The organism is Roseburia sp. 1XD42-34, from assembly GCF_009917385.1.
Taxonomy (GTDB): Bacteria; Bacillota; Bacilli; order Bacillales; family Amphibacillaceae; genus Virgibacillus.
Window position 1 is genome coordinate 1 of record NZ_QWLJ01000015.1, and the last position, 18,099, is coordinate 18,099.

The following is an 18,099-nucleotide window of genomic DNA, read 5'->3' on the forward strand; positions in this document are numbered from 1 at the left end:
TTGGTACAAGATATTTTCGCTTGACTTTGAAATAAAAAGTTTATGCAACGCTAGTGAGGAAATTATAAAATTTTCCAGCTGTGGATAAACTTACGAAGTTATTTAGACACGTCCGGCTTAAGCGCCCAGCAACTAGGCGACTTCACAAATCGCCCTCCGATAAGTCATCATCGGTTCGTGGTTAAGAGGAAGGCCGACTAAAAACGGGCGTCCTGCGCCTTTGTTCTTATAAACGTAAATAGATACGAAACATTTTCTCTGATCACTTATACCGTATATAGGTTGGTGTAAGACACCTACTTCAGGAATAGGATAATCTATACAGCCACAAGTGTAAGTGGGAGATAACAGCTCCAAAAAGCCCTCTTTCGTAAGCGGCTTAAAGGTCATATCCTCGGGCTACTAACAATCATTGGGGTTCATCCATCCCCCGATGGAAGATTCACTTTATCTCAAATCTAATCGGTAGTAAGTCCTGCCCATCCATACTACGAGATGAAATCCAGTATAATTAGATAAGAATCCAACTACCACTTAGATGCCGATAACATCTGCCAAACAAAAAACTATTATAGTGGATGAAAACAATCTGATTAAAAGTGGATTGGCAGATTGTTCTAACATCATCATGTAAACGATGTGTAACACTTTGTTTAATAACAAAGCTGCCAACATGAGTGTTCGAATCTAGAAAATAGGTAAATACGTTATGAAAGCTTCCATCTAAATATGAGGATAGAACTAGTAGAAGGGAACAGATAAAATGAAAATTATAACGGTAACAGGGTATAAACCAATGGAAATCAATATCTTCAATGAGGAGGATGATCGAATCACATTCATTAAAACAGCGATTAGGAAGCGACTCAAGCCTATGATCGAAGAAGGGCTGGAATGGGTACTAATTTCTGGACAAATGGGAGTGGAACTGTGGACAGCAGAAGTTGTGTTTGATTTACAAAAGGAATATGATGTTCGGCTAGGTGTTTTTCCGCCATTTGAGAAGCAAGATAGTCGCTGGCCTGAGCCATTGCAGGAAAAATATCAGGCTATTATTGCGTCTGCAGATTTTTATAAACCTTTATATCAAGGCGATTACCGTGGGGCCTATCAGTTTAAAGCAAAAAACATGTGGTTAGCTGACAAAAGTGACGCCTGTTTATTATTAGTTGATCAAGAATACCCAGGAAGCACTCGCTTTTTTTATGAAGTCGTTAAACAGGCGATGCCGGACCATGCGATTTATACCATTACACCGTCAGACCTTGATGATGTAGTCGAAGAAATAAGAATGGCTGATCCTGATTACTGGATTTAAGTGGAAATTCGCCGAAGGTCACAAGTAGGTTGCTCGAAGTTCACAAATTAAGCAGGCAGAAGATGGACTAACCCAGCTTGCAGGTTTTTAGTATTATGTAGCGAATATAATGAATAACTACTTTAAATTAAAGGAAAGGAAGTACTGCCTTGATTATTAAACCTTTACAAGCATTAGCACGAAGGCTTTCGCCGATCCACACTTTAAAAGACACTATAACCAGTAGAGTAAAACGGCTACGAGCAGGTTATATAGGTGAAGCTTCTTTGGAGTATCCTCGTATCCCCTTCCATTTTTACCCCAGCAAACATTTCTCATTTTTTACAATGTCCGTCTAAAGGAGGAATGATTATTTTCAAATAGATCCACTTATTGTCTCAATAACTTTATCTTAACAGTAGAAGTGAGATATATTAAAGACCATGTCATCTTTGACGAGATGGGACAAGCTATCCGCATTTCCGATCATAAAAAAAGCATTTACGTATCCGATGTATCAGATAAACCTACAGCATACAAGATTTCTTCGTTGGCTGTGGCAATATAATTTTCACCAACCCCCCTTGGAATTGGTTGACTACACGAATCCCAACATCATCTTAAAAAATCTTACAAAGAATAAAAAATTTCAGATCTTATTATTCATAAAGAGAAATTCCTCGAAAAACTGAAGCTATTTCAAGAGAAATTTACAAAATACTGTCTGCAGAAGAGATAGTTCAGTTATCTTTTCTCTTCATATCCTCCCATATCACGAAAAAAATAAATGTTTTGAAGAAGTACGCATTAAAAGAACAAGAATTAATGCGGGGGTACTCTGTCTAAAATGTCATGCAGGAAAAATGTATTTTCATTATGGATCATGGTGTTGCTAACAGTTGTTATGATCCATCCAAAATTGCTCATTGATATGCGTTTTCGGACTATGCTTTATTAATGGAACCTTATATTAATAATCGCCAACCACGAGAATTTGTTGACATTTCATTCCCATACATGATGAAAAGACTGTTTAAGAAAGAAAATTTGCAGTCAGTCGGAAGTACAAGTGGCAGAAAATAAATTAGAGATTATGAGAACTTAATTTCTTGGTGAAATATATAAATTCACCGAAGTTCACAAGCAATTCACCGGAAGTCACAGTGAAATCGCCGAAGGTCACAAGTAGGTTGCTCGAAGTTCACAATTTAAACTGGAAAGGAAAAAATAGTAGCTGCTTGCAATTCTTTCCTAGGTGTGACTTTCATCATTATTACTAAGAAAGCATATTCTTAAATAGACAGAAACTGCTAGTTAAGCTGGCTTTAAAATGGAAAGGAGAGGTTGCTTTATATGTATACGTATCCGAATTACTATCAAACTCCTGCAAGGACAGAAGTAACCCCAAATAGAATAATTAGAGTCTATGGGATGGGGAAAGTAGCTGTGGAACCGAACATCGTTTCCATTCAATTAGGAGTATTAACAGAAAATCAGTCCTTGCTTTTGGCGCAGCAAGAAAATGCTCGTTTAATGAATCAAGTGATGCAAGCTCTGCTAGAATTAGGTGTTTCCCAAAAAGATATTCAAACATCTGTATATAATGTCAGACCGATTTCTGATTTTAAGGATGGAGAGCCTGTTAACCAAAGATACCAGATTGTCAATACTGTTCAAGTTACAATTACAGGTTTTGATCAAATTGGCACAATTATTGATCGAGCTGTTCAAGAAGGAGTGAACCGTGTTTTTTCGATTCAATTTTCAACCGATCAGCAAGAAACAATCTACGATCAAGCTTTGCAAAATGCTTTGGAAAACGGAGCTCGAAAAGCCCATACTATTGCTCGAAAATTCCACCTACCTCTAGATCCAACTCCATTTGAGGTTATCGAGCAAACAGCTCAACCACTGCTAGCTCATAAAGCTTTTTCGACTTCTGTAGAAAATTTAACGACACCTGTTCAATCAGGTCAAATTGAAATAGTAGCAACCGTTGAGTTGGTATATAAGTATTGAACTACTGCTAAACGATTACGATATATAAGCCAATGAATAACAGCATGTAAAAATATCGGCTGTGAATCAATTGAATTTTTAACAGCTCGTTGGTTGTAAAACATTTTTGTGTTAAACACGAAATCAATTATCCGCATCTTTTCTTCCGATAGGGTGAGATCATAAAAAGAAATTCCTATAATTGCAGGGTATTTTACGAATTTGTCGAATAGTATTATAGAAATAAATGACGGAAAAGGGGGAAAGTAGGTTGAATAAGGATTCTAAAAAAGAATATGAGGTTGATGAGCGTATTCAATACAATGACCCGATTAGCGAGATGGTAAAAAGAGCAGAAAAGGAAGGGCATTTCGATCGTTTACCTGGAAAAGGAAAACCACTTAAATTAGCTAACAATTATTTTAATCCAGAAGAAAAACAGCTGTATAAGACAATGAAGGATAATCATGTACTACCGAGGTGGATTGAATTAGCGAATGAAATTGACGCATTGAAAGAAGAAATAGCTGTTCTAGATGGGAAACAAAGGAAAGAAAAGATGAAGTTTACTAACAAAAAAATAAAACAGTACAATCGCCTATGCCCGCCTTCTTTACAGCGCAATAAAATATACGACTAGGGGGAGGAAGGTCACATGAAATTGAATATACGTCAGATGGAAGAAAAAGATATAGAAGCTGTGCAAGAAGTAGCAACAACGAGTTGGCATACAACGTATCAAGGAATAATTCCAATAGAAATTCAAGATGCATTTTTAGCAGGTGCATATAGTAAAAAGATGTTAATCAGGCGTTTAAAAGGATCTCACTTTTTTATTGCTGTGGTAGACGGGAAAGTAATTGGCTTTGCTAACTATGCACCTGTCACCGATAAAGGGACAATGGAATTGGCAGCTATTTATGTACTTCCGGCTTATCAGGGGGGAGGGATAGGGTCAGCTTTGTTAGAAGCTGGTAGAGTTATAAGCGAGGGCGCAGAGATTATTATCCATGTCGAGAAAGAGAATACGATTGGCAGACGTTTTTATGAAAGGAAAGGTTTTAAAGCATTAGAAGAATTCACAGAAAATTTTTCTGGGCATTTTTTGCAAACGATTCGCATGGTGCTTTATCCGCATAAAGTGCAAAGCTGAGTCACTGCTTCCATACAGGTATACGTGCAATTGGAGAGCTGTTAAGGGTGGAAAAAACCAGATGAGAATGTATCGTTTTTTCACAGACTATAGAATACAACTCACAAGGTCAATTAAAATCAATCAAAACAATTGAAGATTACGCCGATATTACAGCTTTTGTAAAGCTTCACTTCAAATGAGCTGTATGTATATTGAATTAGGGTATAAATGGTGAACATCCTGCTTCAACGGATCAGTTGTTTTTAGTGTTTGTAGGAAAAGGTGAAGGAAAAGGAAACCATCAGCATTCGTCGCTCCAGTCGCTACGTTGCTAACCGGTCGCTCTGGGCCTTTGGTCGCGACAAGGAGAACACGATGTAACACGATCGGAACAAGGTTTAACTGCCATTGTCATGGAAGCAGAGATTCCAAATCTACCTTACTATATACGTGCAGAGGAAATGAGAAAACTAAAATAGAACAAGAAAGGTGGAGATCTGTTGAAAGTACGAAAGGCGAATATAGATGATGCTGCTTCCATAGCCAAAGTGCATGTGGATAGCTGGAAATCAACCTACGTAGGGATTTTACCTGAGGCATTTTTACAAACGTTAACGTATGAGCCAAAAAGGTGGCAGGAAAATATAAGGAAACAAACTATCTATATAGCTGAAGATCAGAGTGGCCACATAGTTGGTTTTGCTTTCGGCGGCAAAGAAAGGACAGGGAATTATCCAGATTATAAGGGAGAACTCTATGCGATTTATCTGTTAGAGGAGCATCAAGGAAATGGCATTGGAAAAAAGCTATTTCAAACAGTAGTGAAGCAGCTTCATCAAGAGAGAATTAACTCGATGGTGGTGAGCGTATTGGCTGAGAACAAGGCAGCGTATTTCTACGAAGCGATGGGAGGAAAATTAATCCATCGTACACAGTTGAATATTGGCGGTCATGAATTACCGACGCTTGTATACGGGTGGAAGAATTTAGCGTTTTATCCCGTATAGGTGCCGTAAGACTCCCGCTTTAGAAGTTGGAGAATCTGTACTGCAACCAAGTCTAAGTTTGAAGATAACAGCACCTACATACCGATTCATTCAGAGGCCTTGAGGTCATCCTCTTGCGTGCTAATAATCAGTGGGGATGAATGAAAATTTTCACTGGTTGAATAGTCACTTTATTTTATTTGGAGGAGTAAGCTTCTTTTTAGAATCGACAGTAACCTTTAATGTACTTCATTTGGTTATATGTGTATATACCCGTGGTGTTTGTGAATACCGCTCTAGTTAACAGATAAGGGAAATCGTCCGTCCCCAACATGAATTTAAAATAAAAACGATGTAATCATTACCCATGCAACATACATTGCAATGCAATAAATGCTTGCAGTAAACATTCAAAACAATTTATTGAAAGGTAAGAACAGTATGCATGCTATTAAAATTCTTGAACAATTTCATATTTCAGTATCAAAAGAGCCTGTAAGTATATATCCTTATTCTCCTGTTTATCACGTCCTTTATGAAGGCAAGGAAGTCATTGTTAAGAAAACCCAAAAACCGCTTGGACGAGCGCGTACATTAGCAGCATATACGCAGTTTTTGCAAGAAAATGATGTCTCCGTTGTTACACCAATAAAAATGGACGTAGACAATCCACAAGCAATTGGTCAAGACTGTTATGTCGTATACCCATTTATAAAAGGAGAAAAGTACCGTGCGTCAAACGAGCAAATATATACTGCTGGAGCTTTATTAGGGAACATTCACGCGCTATCGCCTGCAAAAGGTCAATATCTGCTTTCATCATATAATGTGTATGATTTTACTCATGAGGAGGTAGAAGAGAGCGTAGGAGCCATTGCAACGCACGCACAAACCAATCATGTTTCTCTAAAAATAGCAGTACTAAAAGAAAAGTTACTATCCTGTGTGTCCATGCAAACAGAACTGCAACAGCTCTCATTACCTCACGTATTAACTCCGCATGATTATAAAGCGAATAATTTAGTATATACACCTGAACCTTACTTGATAGATCTGGACAATGCTGCAAGGGTTCCGCGTATCTTTGATTTAGCTTTAGCATTACTACTATTTCATAATGAAATGAATACAGCACCTGATATTGTTTTTACTGTAGAGCAATGGAATGCTTTCTTAGCTGGTTATTATAATTATGTCCAACTGACTGATTTGGAAAAAGAATCATGGGATATAGCATTAAAGCATGTGTTTTTAGATGAAGTAATGTGGCTCATGGCAGAGGTTCTTGAAGACTGGGAAAAGAAATCGCAGCGAAAGCTTTTTTCAAGTGTGGTGGATTTGTTTTTAGAAAGTAAATCTTATCAACTTTAACCATCTAGCGAGGAGAAGTAGTTGGGGGGAGACGGCCCAAACCATTATCTATTTGCATGGTACTTGGCATAATTAGCGGGTTACTAAAAAAATAAAATAGTGCGGAAAAGCCAAAACTTTCGACGTATAAAACATTTTTAACTGATACATTACAGGTGTTTATAGGGTCTCACATTAGATATAATGAGATTTATGATATTACTATTATCCGCATAGTGAATAAGTAGAACGTGTTAGAGAACTGATCGCTACTATTCCAGATGATGAACTAGATTAACCTGTAGAAATGTATTCAAACAAAGTCTGAGAAAAACAAACAAATGGTTGTCGGCAATTATGCTCGAGTCTCGACAAACGAAGCTAGAATCAGAAGTCCATATGAACGATAGTAAAAATGCTAATTCTACTAAGGCAGAGGATTCAGAGTCCATATAACTGTAGCGGTGATGTGGAGCAAGTGGTTGTTTCATTTATATAGTAACCAAAACCATGCAGGATTATAAGATATCATCGAAATGGAAGAAGACTAACAAATAGCACCGATGATGAAAATGTAATGATCGTATCTGTAGAAATTAATTAACTTGAACTCATACATAATCTCGTCGTATGAATCGGAAAGGAAACCCTATGAATGGCGAGATAGAAGTCCTGTCTAGCAGAACTTAGTTTCCAACCTACTGGCTAAGAAGATGATTGTATAGTGATATTCACTTAAGAAGAAACTTTAAGGAAAATCCTATTTTTAAAAGATAAGAAAGCATAAAAATTTTGGCTTTGGGATACCGATATAACGGAATAGCCACGTCCGGATTAAGCGCCCAGCAACGATGCGACTTAACGAAATTGCCCTACGATAAAGTCATCATCGGTTCGTTACAAAGAGGAGGGCCGACTAAAAACGGGCTTGCCGCTCAGGCGTCGGCATACTCCTGTTGCAGGAGCATGATTCCTAAAACTTTAGTTGATTCGCTCCAGTCGCTACGTTGCTAAACGGGCGCCCCGCCCCGCGCCTTTATCCAGTGGCTAGCTCTGCGATGCATTCTTGGACAAGCGTTACTGCTTGACTCATGGACGCACCACCACCAAATGCTGCTGTAACAGCAGTTGTTTCTAATATTTCTTGTTTTGTACAGCCTTGATCTAAACAACCCTTCGTGTGATAAATGATGCAATATTCGTCCTGAGCATGAAGGCTAATTCCTAAGGCAATTAGTTGTTTTGCTTTAGCAGAAAGTTCACCTGCTTGAAAGCATGCTTCTGTGAAATCGTTATACTTATCTGTAAATGCGGGCATTTGCTTTGCAAAGTTGTCTACACCTTTTTTATACGCCAATAATGTTTGTTCTATAGAGCTCTTGGATGCTCCCATGAATTCCACTCCTTTTCCGGAAATTATAGTGTTAGTTTGACCAAAAATAACTAGACTAAACAATGCAAGAATAAAACAGTTACATTTGAAATCGTAGTACTTGTTTTAAAAAAAACGAAAAAGGGAAAGAATTTAAACAGTTAATCGCATAATCGCACGTAGCTTTACATTGTTCTTATTTCACTAGCTAAGGCTGCAGTTTTCAGGGGGATGAGGAAAGCCCCTCTGGTGGAAAATTCACGTTATGGCGAGCTTGTAAATCCTTGCCTTTAATAGGTAGAGAATTTGGAGCACAGAATTAAAACATAAACGCTATCCTTTCGATGCTTAAAAATAAACTTGCTATTTGAAAGTTAAGTATCTCTCGCTTTCATGCAGATAGAAGAATTGGATTGGAAACGCCATTAGAACAAGGGGTCACTTTAATTCAAATGTGCGATAAACTAGAGATGCGAATTGGAGGAATTTCTATGAAGAAATTAATTCGACAATTAATTAAGTATGGACCAGTAATTTATCCAGTAATCAAAAAATATCTTAATAAGCGAAAGGCTAAAAAGAATTACCGTGAGGAGTAATGTGAAATTCAACGTGTGACCAATTAAACTAGATATATTTAAGTGGAAAATAAATAATTATAGTGATAAAAGAGGTAGCGGCTAAAAGTAAATTCATTACTCGTTAAGCGAAATGAAAGGCGCCTGTAATTGCTCGTTCTCATCTAGAACAGTTCCCTTGCTATTTAACCTAGCTTTTGTTATCAATAAATAGGGCAAATAATTAAATGCAGGAGGCAATTAGAATGAAAATCGCAGCAATAGTGGGCAGTAATCGACAGAGCTCTTATAACATGAAGCTTGTACGATTTTTACAAGCAAGATATACAGATAAAGTGGAGATCGAAATTCTTCCAATTGCTCAGCTTCCATTTTACAATCAGGATGAGGAATTAAATCCACCAGTAATTGTAAACGAAATAAAAAATAAAATACGAGCAAGCGATGGGGTGCTAATTGCGACGCCGGAGTATAACAGCTCTATTTCCGGAATGTTAAAAAACGCACTCGATTGGTTTTCAAGAGTGGAACAAGTAATGGTGAATAAACCGACAATGATTGTTGGTGCCTCCATGGGGGTAATGGGGACGATTCGAGCACAAATGCAACTTCGACAAATTTTAAATTCCCCTGGGATAGGTGCTTTAACCTTACCAGGAAATGAAGTATTCATTGGTGCTATTCAAAATAAAATGGATGAGCAAGGACGTTTCACAGATGAGCCGACCATTCAGTTTATAGATATGGTTCTGGATAACTTCATGGAATGGACTGAAAAAACAAAGGTTTGTATTTAAACAAAAACTTGCTTTCTTCATGGAAGCAAGTTTTTGTTTAAATAACACTTCGAAAAAGGAGAATATAAATGACACTCAAGGGGATTAATCACATTTTATTTTCAGTATCTGATTTAGAACGATCGATTACATTTTATCAGTACGTGTTTGCTGCTAAGTTATTAGTCAAGGGAAGGAGTACTGCATACTTTGATGTAAATGGAATTTGGCTAGCGTTAAATGAAGAAAAAGATATCCCGCGTCAGGAAATTCATCATTCGTATACACATATTGCTTTTTCAATTGACGAAGCGGATTTTGACAGGATGTACCAAAAATTACTAAAGTTGAACGTAACTATTTTAGAAGGAAGACCAAGGGACGAGAGAGATAGAAAATCCGTTTATTTTACTGATCCAGATGGGCATAAGTTTGAATTCCATACTGGTACACTAGCCGATCGATTAGCATATTACAAAGAAGAAAAACAGCATATGGAATTTTTTTCTAATTAAAGGCGCCATAATTCCCCAATTTCGTAGAGCCTGGATGGTACAATAGGAGATAGTTCCTAAATTTCCGATTCGAGGCTCCCTACCCTTGCAGTACGAACAATCCGATGAAATTCCCCATGCTAAAAGGCACTTTATGAATATATAACGGCATCTTTTATCCAAAATGCCGTTATTATAATGGATAAAAATGAAGCGAACCACTTTTTTTCACCTTTAGGATATGGGTAAGCTGTTGTCTTTAATAGTTATAAAGGAGTCCATAGGTGACGAGAGTTTATACATGTAGGTGAAGGGGGATTCTACATACATATTTCACTTTAAAGTTCAAGTTGCTCGATTTGGTTTTGCAGTGAATGGATGTTTTCAATGGTTTGGTATATATCTGTATCTTTTACTTGTTCGAAAGTTAGCTCCCCTTGTTCCATTAAACGATACGTCTCATCTAATAATAGTTCACTTTGGTTTCTTAATTCCTGATGAATATCTTCTGCAGCCTCCGGAGGATCAAGATTAATAAAATCTGTTATCGTAGTTTCTAAATTCTCTAGTCGCGTCATTAGCTGATCTTTTTCTAAGGAAGCGGCTTCCTCTATAAAATTGTTTAAGTCATTAAGATACGTTGTTGCTTCGTCCAGATAGTTTAAGGAATCCGATGCTTCTTCTAAAATGCTGCATCCGCTCAATAATAAAACTAAAAAACATAACATGCTAAGAATAATTTTTTTCATACTAACTTAATCCTTTCTTTGTTCAGATTTGGAGTAGTTGTTCTTATCAAAATGGTAACCGTTCATAGTAATATGGAAGGTAGCAAAAATTCTCTATCGGCTAAATTTTTTTGAAACAGAAACGAACAGATTTGTTTTGGCTGCCTACTCTAATCTTTACGAAAAAGCTCCCGTTTAAGTTTCAAGTAATTGGTACTAATGCTTATGATACGATAGGCAAAACTATTTAATTGAGAGCATTTACAGTAAAGGATGATTGGTATGAAAAACAAACGTTACATCGTTATTATGGTACTTGGAATACTTTTTATATCAGGAATTCAAGCGAAAGCATCCACCTATTTTTATGAACCTTTATCAGAAATAGCGGAATTTAAAAACAAAGAGCATCAACGATATCATGAAGCTTTGTTAATGTATACAGCGAAAGAATTGGGTATTGATGTAGAAGGGAAGACAACAAAAGAATTAAAACAAGAAGTAGAGCAGATGACTTTGAAGCAAGCAACTAAAAAGTTTGCGATTCAAGTAGAAGGGAAAGACAGAGAGCAATTAAAACAAGAAATTCTGCATGCGCAATTGGTGCAGAAGGCAAAACAGCTTGGAATTAAAAGCGATGGAAAAACGTCTGGAAAATTAGCAAAAGAGGTGAATGAGAAGTTATTGAAAAGGAAAGCAGAACAATTAGGGATTCATATCGAAGGTAAAACATACCAACAGGTAAAACAGGAACTTATTCAATTGGAAATAGAGATAGAAGCAAAGCAGCTTGGAATTAAGCTTCAAGGAGAGAAAATGAATCAATTGATTCAAAATGTCCATGAGGCCAAATTATATCATACCGCAGAGCAGCTAGGGTTACTTACCGTGAATAAGACTTCAGCTGAATTACTGGAGGAAATTATTGTCAATCATGCAACAGAAGCGAAAAAACTAAAACTATATCCCTTTCAAAATGGAGAATTCCATAGCTATCTACATTATAAATTTGAGAATTAGAGTAAAGTTCGTGGAAGAACCATTTGTATTAGAATGGAAGCACCTTCTAACAAGTCCCATAACCATGAGCGAGGTAAAGACTTGCGCTCATGGAAGTTTCTCCCTGCAAATTTAGAGAATGAAAACTAATAAAGCGTTTAACTGGAAAATTCAACTGCAAATCATACTCGATTCGCTCAATTAACCATGATCGTGGCCTTTCCTTCCGTTAACAGAAGTTTCTCTTTATGATAAAACGTATTGGTTTGTATCGTTTTTATGATGTGGTATGATGTTATTTATGCCACATATCGGACAGAAGTTTTTGTTCGAAGATAAGAAAGTATAAAATGATGTGCTTGTGGATAGCGAAATAACCGACTAGGCACGTCTGGCGCATGAGCCCAGCAACGATCCACTTTAGAAATGCGCCCCCGACAAGGCCTCATCGGTTCATCGCTAAGAGGAAGCCGATTAAAAACGGGCTTGGCGCCCAGACGTCTGCTCATCCCTGTTAGTGGCATGATTCCTTTATCTCCGTGAATTCGTTTCATTCGCTTACGTTGTGCTAAACGGGCACCCCCCACCTTTTTGCTATTGGATGGTATTGCCCCTTATATACGCGGATGGAAAGTACTTGTGTAAACTTTTACATTGGCTGCAATATACAGAGTTTCCGTACGCCTAAGGAAACGATTTTTTGAGTGTTATATCTTGCTTCCATTAATGCAGATATTTAGCCAGAAGGGAGAGGTTTGGTGAGTTCAGAAAACGTAACAGCAAAAAATCCAAGAGAAATAAACAAAGTGCCATTGCTGATTGTCCTTATTTCAGGGGCGTTTGTCGCCATCTTAAATCAAACGTTATTAGCAACTGCATTACCAAAAATCATGCAAGATTTACAGTTAGATGCGAATACTGTTCAATGGTTGCAATCCATCTTTATGCTGGTAAACGGAATTATGATTCCGATTACGGCATTTTTGATCGAACGTTTTACGACAAGAAGTCTTTTTATAACTGCATTAAGCATATTTGCGTTAGGAACAGCAATCTGTGCGATAGCTCCTAATTTTTCCGTATTAATGATCGGGAGAATCGGTCAAGCTGCAGCTGCTGGAATAATGATGCCGTTAATGCAAACAATATTGTTTCTCATATATCCAATTGAAAAACGTGGAACTGCAATGGGAATGTTCGGGATGGTCATTGCCTTCGCTCCAGCTATAGGACCGACATTATCCGGTTGGTTAGTAGAGCATTTCCCTTGGAGAAGTGTGTTCTATGTCGTATTACCAATTATCGTTATCGATATCATCGTTGCCTATTTTATTTTGAAAAATATTACCAACCAAACATTTCCAAAGGTCGATGTTATATCGATCATCCTGTCTACGCTAGGCTTTGGCGGTTTATTGTATGGATTTAGTGCCGCAGGTAATAGCGGTTGGGGAAGTTTACAGGTGGTTGCGTCCATAGTTATTGGGGCGATCACGTTGGCGATTTTTATTTGGCGTCAATTAAAATTAGAAGAGCCGATTTTAGAATTCCGTGTATTTCGTAATCCAGTATTTTCATTGACAACTGTATTAGGAATGGTTACCTTTATGGCGATGATCGGTGCGGCTGTTATCATTCCTATCCTTGCACAAAATATGCTCGGGTTTACTGCTTTAGAATCCGGTTTAATGGTGTTGCCTGGGGCAATTGTTATGGGTGTGATGAACCCAATCACTGGAAGGTTATTTGACCGTTTTGGTGCACGTTGGCTTTCAATAATTGGCTTATCCATTGTTACTGTAACAACATTTATGTTTACAAATTTATCAATAGATACATCATTTGCATATATCGCAACAGTTAACGCTATCCGTATGCTAGGAATAGCGATGGTGATGATGCCCGTTACAACTGCCGGTTTAAATCAACTTCCTATCCACCTTATTCCACATGGAACAGCGATGAATAACACGATGCGCCAAGTTGCTGGAGCTGTTGGAACAGCGTTGTTAGTAACGGTGATGACAAATGCTGCTCTACCAGATCAAGGTGTTCCAGGCATGATTCATGGTGTGAATATTTCATTCATTGTAGCAGGATTGTTCGCGATCATTGCCCTTATCTTATCCCTTTTTATCAAATCAGGATCAGATTCAAAAGTTCGTATTGGCAGGTAAAGCAAAACTCCAATCAGTTGGGATTTTTTAATCCTTTGTTCCAAGATAAGAAAGTGTAAAATTTGTTGCTTTGGGATAAGGGAATAACGGAATAGCCACGTCCGGCGTAAGCGCCCAGCAACTAGGCGACTTCACGAAAGCGCCCTACGATAAGTCATCATTGGTTCGAGGTTAAGAGGAAGGCCGACTAAAAACGGGCTTACTGCTCAGGTGTCGGCATACTCCTGTTGCAGGAGCATGATTCCTAAAGCTTTAGTTGATTCGTTTCAGTCGCTACGTTGCTAAACGGGCGCTTGCGCCTTTGTTCCACTATAGGAAAGTATAAGATTTTTTTGGTTTATAGTGTAAGAAAAACAAAGGCTTCCGCCATAAGACTTGGCGACAAGCCAAGTTTTTCTAAACACTACAGATGTATATCTTAAAGGTATCCGAACAGAATTAGCATTTACTCGTAGTTGGAACTTGCACTGATTTCGATGTTTTAAGGGTGAATGAGCATTTTTATTGCCAGCTCGTGCGACATAAATTAAAAAAACAGTTGACATTCTTCGCTTTTCTATCCATAATATTATAAAAATACAATTGAACGGTAAGAAAGGATTAGTATGTGGTCCATTCAGTGCCAGAGAGGGGAAGTTAACAGCTGGAAGCTCCCTACACGTGAATCCACAGAACCTGCCTTTTGAGTCCCATTAAAATGGGCGCTATATTCGGCGTTATAGAAGCAAGCGGGATGTCTTTACGACATTCAACATAGGTGGTACCGCGGAAGAAAGCTCTTTCGTCCTTGTATACAGGATGGATAGGGCTTTTTTTACAATTATACAAATAAGATGGATCAATAACGCAGCTTAGTAGCAGTTACCCTTTTATAAAATAACCTAGAGGTACTGCAGTTAAATTCATAGAATATAAAAAGATAATGGGAATAGGAGTATGCAAAGTGAGTAAACAGAGAGTCGTTGTGAAAATTGGGAGTAGCTCGTTGACAAATGTGCGTGGGGAGATGGACGAAGCAAAGCTAACGGAACATGTGCAGGCCATTGCGAAGCTTCGCCAATTGAACCATGATGTTATTTTAGTTTCGTCAGGCGCTGTGGCTGCCGGTTTTTCACAAATAGGCTATGCCTCTAGACCTGTCACATTGAAAGGAAAACAAGCAGCAGCTGCTGCAGGGCAAGGGTTGTTAATCCAAGCATATATGGAGAAATTTTCAGAGCATGATTTACGAGCTGCGCAATTACTTTTAACACGAGACGATTTTAAAGATCGAGAACGATACAAAAATGCGTTTAATACATTGATGGAATTATTAGAACGTAGAGTTATTCCGATTATTAATGAAAACGACACCGTATCCATTAAAGAACTTACGTTTGGAGATAATGATATGCTGTCTGCTCTAGTAAGCGGTATTGTACATGCTGACCAATTAATTATGTTAACCGATATTAACGGTTTATATAATGAGAATCCGCGCCAAAATCCAGATGCGATAAAATACGATTATTTAGATCGCATTACAGAAGAAATGATTGCCCAAGCGGATCAGCATGGATCGTCTGTTGGTACAGGTGGAATGAAATCAAAACTGGAAGCAGCAAAAATGGCCTTGTCATTGGGGGTCAGCGTATTTATCGGTACTGGTAAAGGAGGCGAAAAGCTGTCGCAAATTATGGAGGGAAGTGGCGATGGTACTTATATTACTAATCCTGCAAAAGGCTCCATTACAACGAATAAACAATGGATTGCCCTTCATTCGGAGCCAGTAGGTCAAGTATATGTAGATCATGGCGCTGAAGAAGCGATTCTTTATCAAGGAGCAAGTCTTTTAGCTGCTGGGATCCGTAAAGTACAAGGTGATTTTAAAGCGGGAGATGTCGTAGAAGTGTATGGCAAAAATGGATTAATTGGGAAGGGAGAGGTAAGCTGTTCGGCAGATGTCGTTATGAAAGAGCTGCAATTAAGAAGTTCTGATAAAGATTGTCTATCCTCCCGGGTGATTCATCGCGACCGTTGGGTAAGGTTAACCTAAACAAATAGTAGCGTAACTCAAGGATTATGGTTACTAAAAAAGGATTACTTAAATATTAAATGGAAGAAGACGTGCGGTGATATGGCAAGTAGAAAATAAATAAAATACGGGTACAACGCACGTATAAATTCTTAAGCTGTAAAACAAATAAAAGTAAGCAACAATGGGCGAAAAAATAACGCCTAAATATAAGATACGAGGAGGAATTTCTATGTATGAAGTACAGCAAAAAGGAAAATTGGCAAAAGCAGCAAGTTATCAGTTAAATGGTATAACAACAGAGGAAAAAAACCAAGCGTTGCAGTACATTGCAGAACAGCTGGTACAGGATAAGGAATTAATTTTAAAAGAGAACCAAAAGGATTTACAAGAAGGGGAAAACAAGGGCATTTCAAAAGCAATTTTAGATCGAATCATGCTGGATAATACTAGAATTGAAGTGATGTACGATGCAATTTTTCAACTGATTGATTTAAATGATCCAATTGGTGAGGTACTCGAAAGCTTAGAAAAGGATAATGGCCTTCGGATGGAAAGGAAGCGGGTGCCTATTGGTGTTATTGGAATGATTTATGAAGCACGTCCAAATGTAACGATCGATGCAGCAACACTATCATTAAAAACGGGTAACGCAGTTATCTTGCGTGGAAGTTCATCAGCTAAGTATTCCAATCAAGCTTTAGTAGCTTCCATTCATCAAGCACTCGCGAAAAGTAAACTTCCAGTGGATGCTGTCCAGCTAATTGAGGATACGAGCAGAGAAACCGCCCAGCAATTATTTACATTAAATGAATACTTAGATGTGTTAATCCCTCGAGGAGGAAAAAAACTGATTCAGTCGGTTTTACAATCATCTACGGTACCTGTTATTGAAACCGGAGCAGGTAATTGTCATATGTTCATTGATGTTTCCGCAGAAAAAAATGTAGCTATGAGGCTTGTTTTAAATGCAAAATTGCAGCGTCCATCTGTATGTAATACAATTGAATCGTTACTAATCCATAAAGACTGGTTTAAAGAACATGGGCTTGTTTTATTAAAAGCCTTAGCTGAGAAACAGGTTGTGATTTTTGGGGATGAAAATGTATGTGCAGTCTTTTCAAAGGCTAAGCAGGCGACCGAAGAGGATTGGTATACGGAATATCTGGATTTAGCAATCAGCGTTAAATTAGTATCCTCATGTGAAGAAGCAGTAAATCATATTAATAAGTATGGAACACGACACTCCGAGGCTATTATTACAACTGACTATGCCAATGCAGTTTATTTCCAGCAACATGTGGATGCAGCTGCTGTGTATCATAATGCTTCTACAAGATTTACAGATGGATTTGAATTTGGCTATGGAGCTGAAATAGGTATTAGTACACAAAAATTACATGCAAGAGGACCAATGGGTTTGCCAGCGCTTACCTCGAGTAAGTTTTATATTTATGGTCAAGGGCAAATAAGGGAATAATAGAAAAAAGAAGAGGCGCACTAAGCTTTGAGGTTCGCGCGCCTTACTGCGAGTCCTTTTTGTAATAGAATTTATCTCGTATATAAGTTGCTGTAAGACTCCCACTTCAGGAGTTGGATAATCTGTATTGCAACAAGTCTAAGTGAGAGTTAATGGTATCTAAATGACCTAGTCTGCAAGAGGTCTTTAGGCCATATCCTTGGGCTAACCATCAGTGGGGGAAAAATGAAAACTCCCACTGATGGAAGATTTGCTTTAGAATGTAAGGTGTTATCACACTCTACACCGCGATTTAAAGATAATAATTTAAAATGGAGGCGTTTAACATGGCGGGTATAGAAGATTTTCAACAATTGGATATGCGGATAGGAACGGTAAAAAAGGCAGAACCTTTTACAGAGGCAAGAACACCTGCAATTAAGCTAGAGATTGACTTTGGGGAATTGGGCATAAAACAATCTTCTGCGCAGATTACCAAGCGTTATGAGCCAGAAGATTTAATAGGAAGACAAGTAGCAGCCGTTGTTAATTTTCCACCTTTAAGAATAGCTGGCTTTAAGTCCGAAGTGCTTGTGTTAGGCGGAGTGCCTGAGCAAGGGGATGTTATCTTATTAGCGCCTGATATGGAAGTAGCAAACGGCACACGGATTTCATAAGGATGGTGAAATCAGCAAGAGAATATGTTTAAAAGTTATTTTTTGATTATTTCAATTAA

17 protein-coding genes are annotated in these 18,099 nt (G+C 38.0%); 14 read left to right on the top strand and 3 right to left on the bottom strand.

The genetic code is table 11. The annotated features are described in order from the left end of the window. Positions 1–763 precede the first annotated feature (763 nt). The 6 genes from D1839_RS10205 to D1839_RS10230 all read left to right on the top strand — a co-directional run bounded on the left by D1839_RS10205 (position 764) and on the right by D1839_RS10230 (position 6,787). Positions 764–1,318, top strand: a complete 555-nt coding sequence (locus tag D1839_RS10205; protein WP_120379801.1) for an SLOG family protein — start codon at positions 764–766, stop codon at positions 1,316–1,318. Positions 1,319–2,650: 1,332 nt separating this feature from the next. Continuing rightward, a complete protein-coding gene (locus D1839_RS10210; protein ID WP_120379802.1) occupies positions 2,651–3,316 on the top strand; it encodes an SIMPL domain-containing protein in 666 nt (221 codons plus the stop codon). Between the two features lie 250 nt (positions 3,317–3,566). Then, positions 3,567–3,935 carry a J-domain-containing protein gene (locus D1839_RS10215; RefSeq protein ID WP_199690062.1) on the top strand — a complete coding sequence of 123 codons (369 nt, stop codon included), beginning with the start codon at positions 3,567–3,569 and terminating at the stop codon, positions 3,933–3,935. A 15-nt stretch (positions 3,936–3,950) separates the two neighbouring features. Then, entirely contained in the window at positions 3,951–4,448 is a 498-nt protein-coding gene (locus tag D1839_RS10220) for a GNAT family N-acetyltransferase (RefSeq protein ID WP_120379804.1), read from the top strand. A 482-nt stretch (positions 4,449–4,930) separates the two neighbouring features. Continuing rightward, the gene (locus tag D1839_RS10225; RefSeq protein ID WP_120379805.1) at positions 4,931–5,437 is read left to right on the top strand and encodes a GNAT family N-acetyltransferase; all 507 of its coding nucleotides are present in this window, start codon (positions 4,931–4,933) and stop codon (positions 5,435–5,437) included. Between the two features lie 420 nt (positions 5,438–5,857). Beyond that, positions 5,858–6,787, top strand: coding sequence for a phosphotransferase (locus tag D1839_RS10230; protein WP_120379806.1), 930 nt, complete (start codon positions 5,858–5,860; stop codon positions 6,785–6,787). A 1,015-nt stretch (positions 6,788–7,802) separates the two neighbouring features. Here the strand turns inward: D1839_RS10230 and D1839_RS10235 are convergent. Then, positions 7,803–8,159 carry a carboxymuconolactone decarboxylase family protein gene (locus D1839_RS10235; protein ID WP_120379807.1) on the bottom strand — a complete coding sequence of 119 codons (357 nt, stop codon included), beginning with the start codon at positions 8,157–8,159 and terminating at the stop codon, positions 7,803–7,805. 392 nt (positions 8,160–8,551) lie between these two features. On the opposite strand from D1839_RS10235, the gene D1839_RS10240 reads away from it, so the two are divergent. The 3 genes from D1839_RS10240 (at position 8,552) to fosM (ending at position 10,007) form a co-directional block, all read left to right on the top strand. Then, the gene (locus tag D1839_RS10240; RefSeq protein ID WP_120379808.1) at positions 8,552–8,737 is read left to right on the top strand and encodes a hypothetical protein; all 186 of its coding nucleotides are present in this window, start codon (positions 8,552–8,554) and stop codon (positions 8,735–8,737) included. A 224-nt stretch (positions 8,738–8,961) separates the two neighbouring features. Continuing rightward, positions 8,962–9,513 carry an NADPH-dependent FMN reductase gene (locus D1839_RS10245; RefSeq protein WP_120379809.1) on the top strand — a complete coding sequence of 184 codons (552 nt, stop codon included), beginning with the start codon at positions 8,962–8,964 and terminating at the stop codon, positions 9,511–9,513. A gap of 68 nt (positions 9,514–9,581) precedes the next feature. Continuing rightward, positions 9,582–10,007 (top strand): FosM family fosfomycin resistance protein, encoded by a 426-nt coding sequence (fosM, locus tag D1839_RS10250; RefSeq protein WP_120379810.1) that lies wholly within the window; start codon positions 9,582–9,584, stop codon positions 10,005–10,007. 317 nt (positions 10,008–10,324) lie between these two features. Here the strand turns inward: fosM and D1839_RS10255 are convergent, their stop codons facing one another. After that, complete coding sequence (locus D1839_RS10255; protein ID WP_120379811.1) at positions 10,325–10,735, bottom strand: DUF6376 family protein; 411 nt, start codon at positions 10,733–10,735, stop codon at positions 10,325–10,327. Between the two features lie 261 nt (positions 10,736–10,996). Here D1839_RS10255 and D1839_RS10260 point away from each other — a divergent pair, with 261 nt between their 5' ends. After that, positions 10,997–11,734: a hypothetical protein gene (locus tag D1839_RS10260; protein ID WP_120379812.1), complete on the top strand. Its 738-nt coding sequence runs from the start codon at positions 10,997–10,999 to the stop codon at positions 11,732–11,734. A 278-nt stretch (positions 11,735–12,012) separates the two neighbouring features. Here D1839_RS10260 and D1839_RS10265 read toward each other — a convergent pair whose 3' ends face one another. After that, a complete protein-coding gene (locus D1839_RS10265) occupies positions 12,013–12,267 on the bottom strand; it encodes a hypothetical protein (RefSeq protein ID WP_147358281.1) in 255 nt (84 codons plus the stop codon). A 204-nt stretch (positions 12,268–12,471) separates the two neighbouring features. Here D1839_RS10265 and D1839_RS10270 point away from each other — a divergent pair, with 204 nt between their 5' ends. The 4 genes from D1839_RS10270 (at position 12,472) to csaA (ending at position 18,040) form a co-directional block, all read left to right on the top strand. Then, the gene (locus tag D1839_RS10270; RefSeq protein WP_120379813.1) at positions 12,472–13,890 is read left to right on the top strand and encodes an MDR family MFS transporter; all 1,419 of its coding nucleotides are present in this window, start codon (positions 12,472–12,474) and stop codon (positions 13,888–13,890) included. Positions 13,891–14,833: 943 nt separating this feature from the next. Continuing rightward, positions 14,834–15,925: a glutamate 5-kinase gene (proB, locus tag D1839_RS10275; RefSeq protein ID WP_120379814.1), complete on the top strand. Its 1,092-nt coding sequence runs from the start codon at positions 14,834–14,836 to the stop codon at positions 15,923–15,925. Between the two features lie 211 nt (positions 15,926–16,136). Beyond that, positions 16,137–17,384: a glutamate-5-semialdehyde dehydrogenase gene (locus tag D1839_RS10280; protein WP_120379815.1), complete on the top strand. Its 1,248-nt coding sequence runs from the start codon at positions 16,137–16,139 to the stop codon at positions 17,382–17,384. A 326-nt stretch (positions 17,385–17,710) separates the two neighbouring features. Then, on the top strand, positions 17,711–18,040 hold the full coding sequence (gene csaA, locus D1839_RS10285) for a chaperone CsaA (protein ID WP_120379816.1): 330 nt from the start codon (positions 17,711–17,713) through the stop codon (positions 18,038–18,040). The last annotated feature ends 59 nt before the right edge of the window (positions 18,041–18,099 follow it).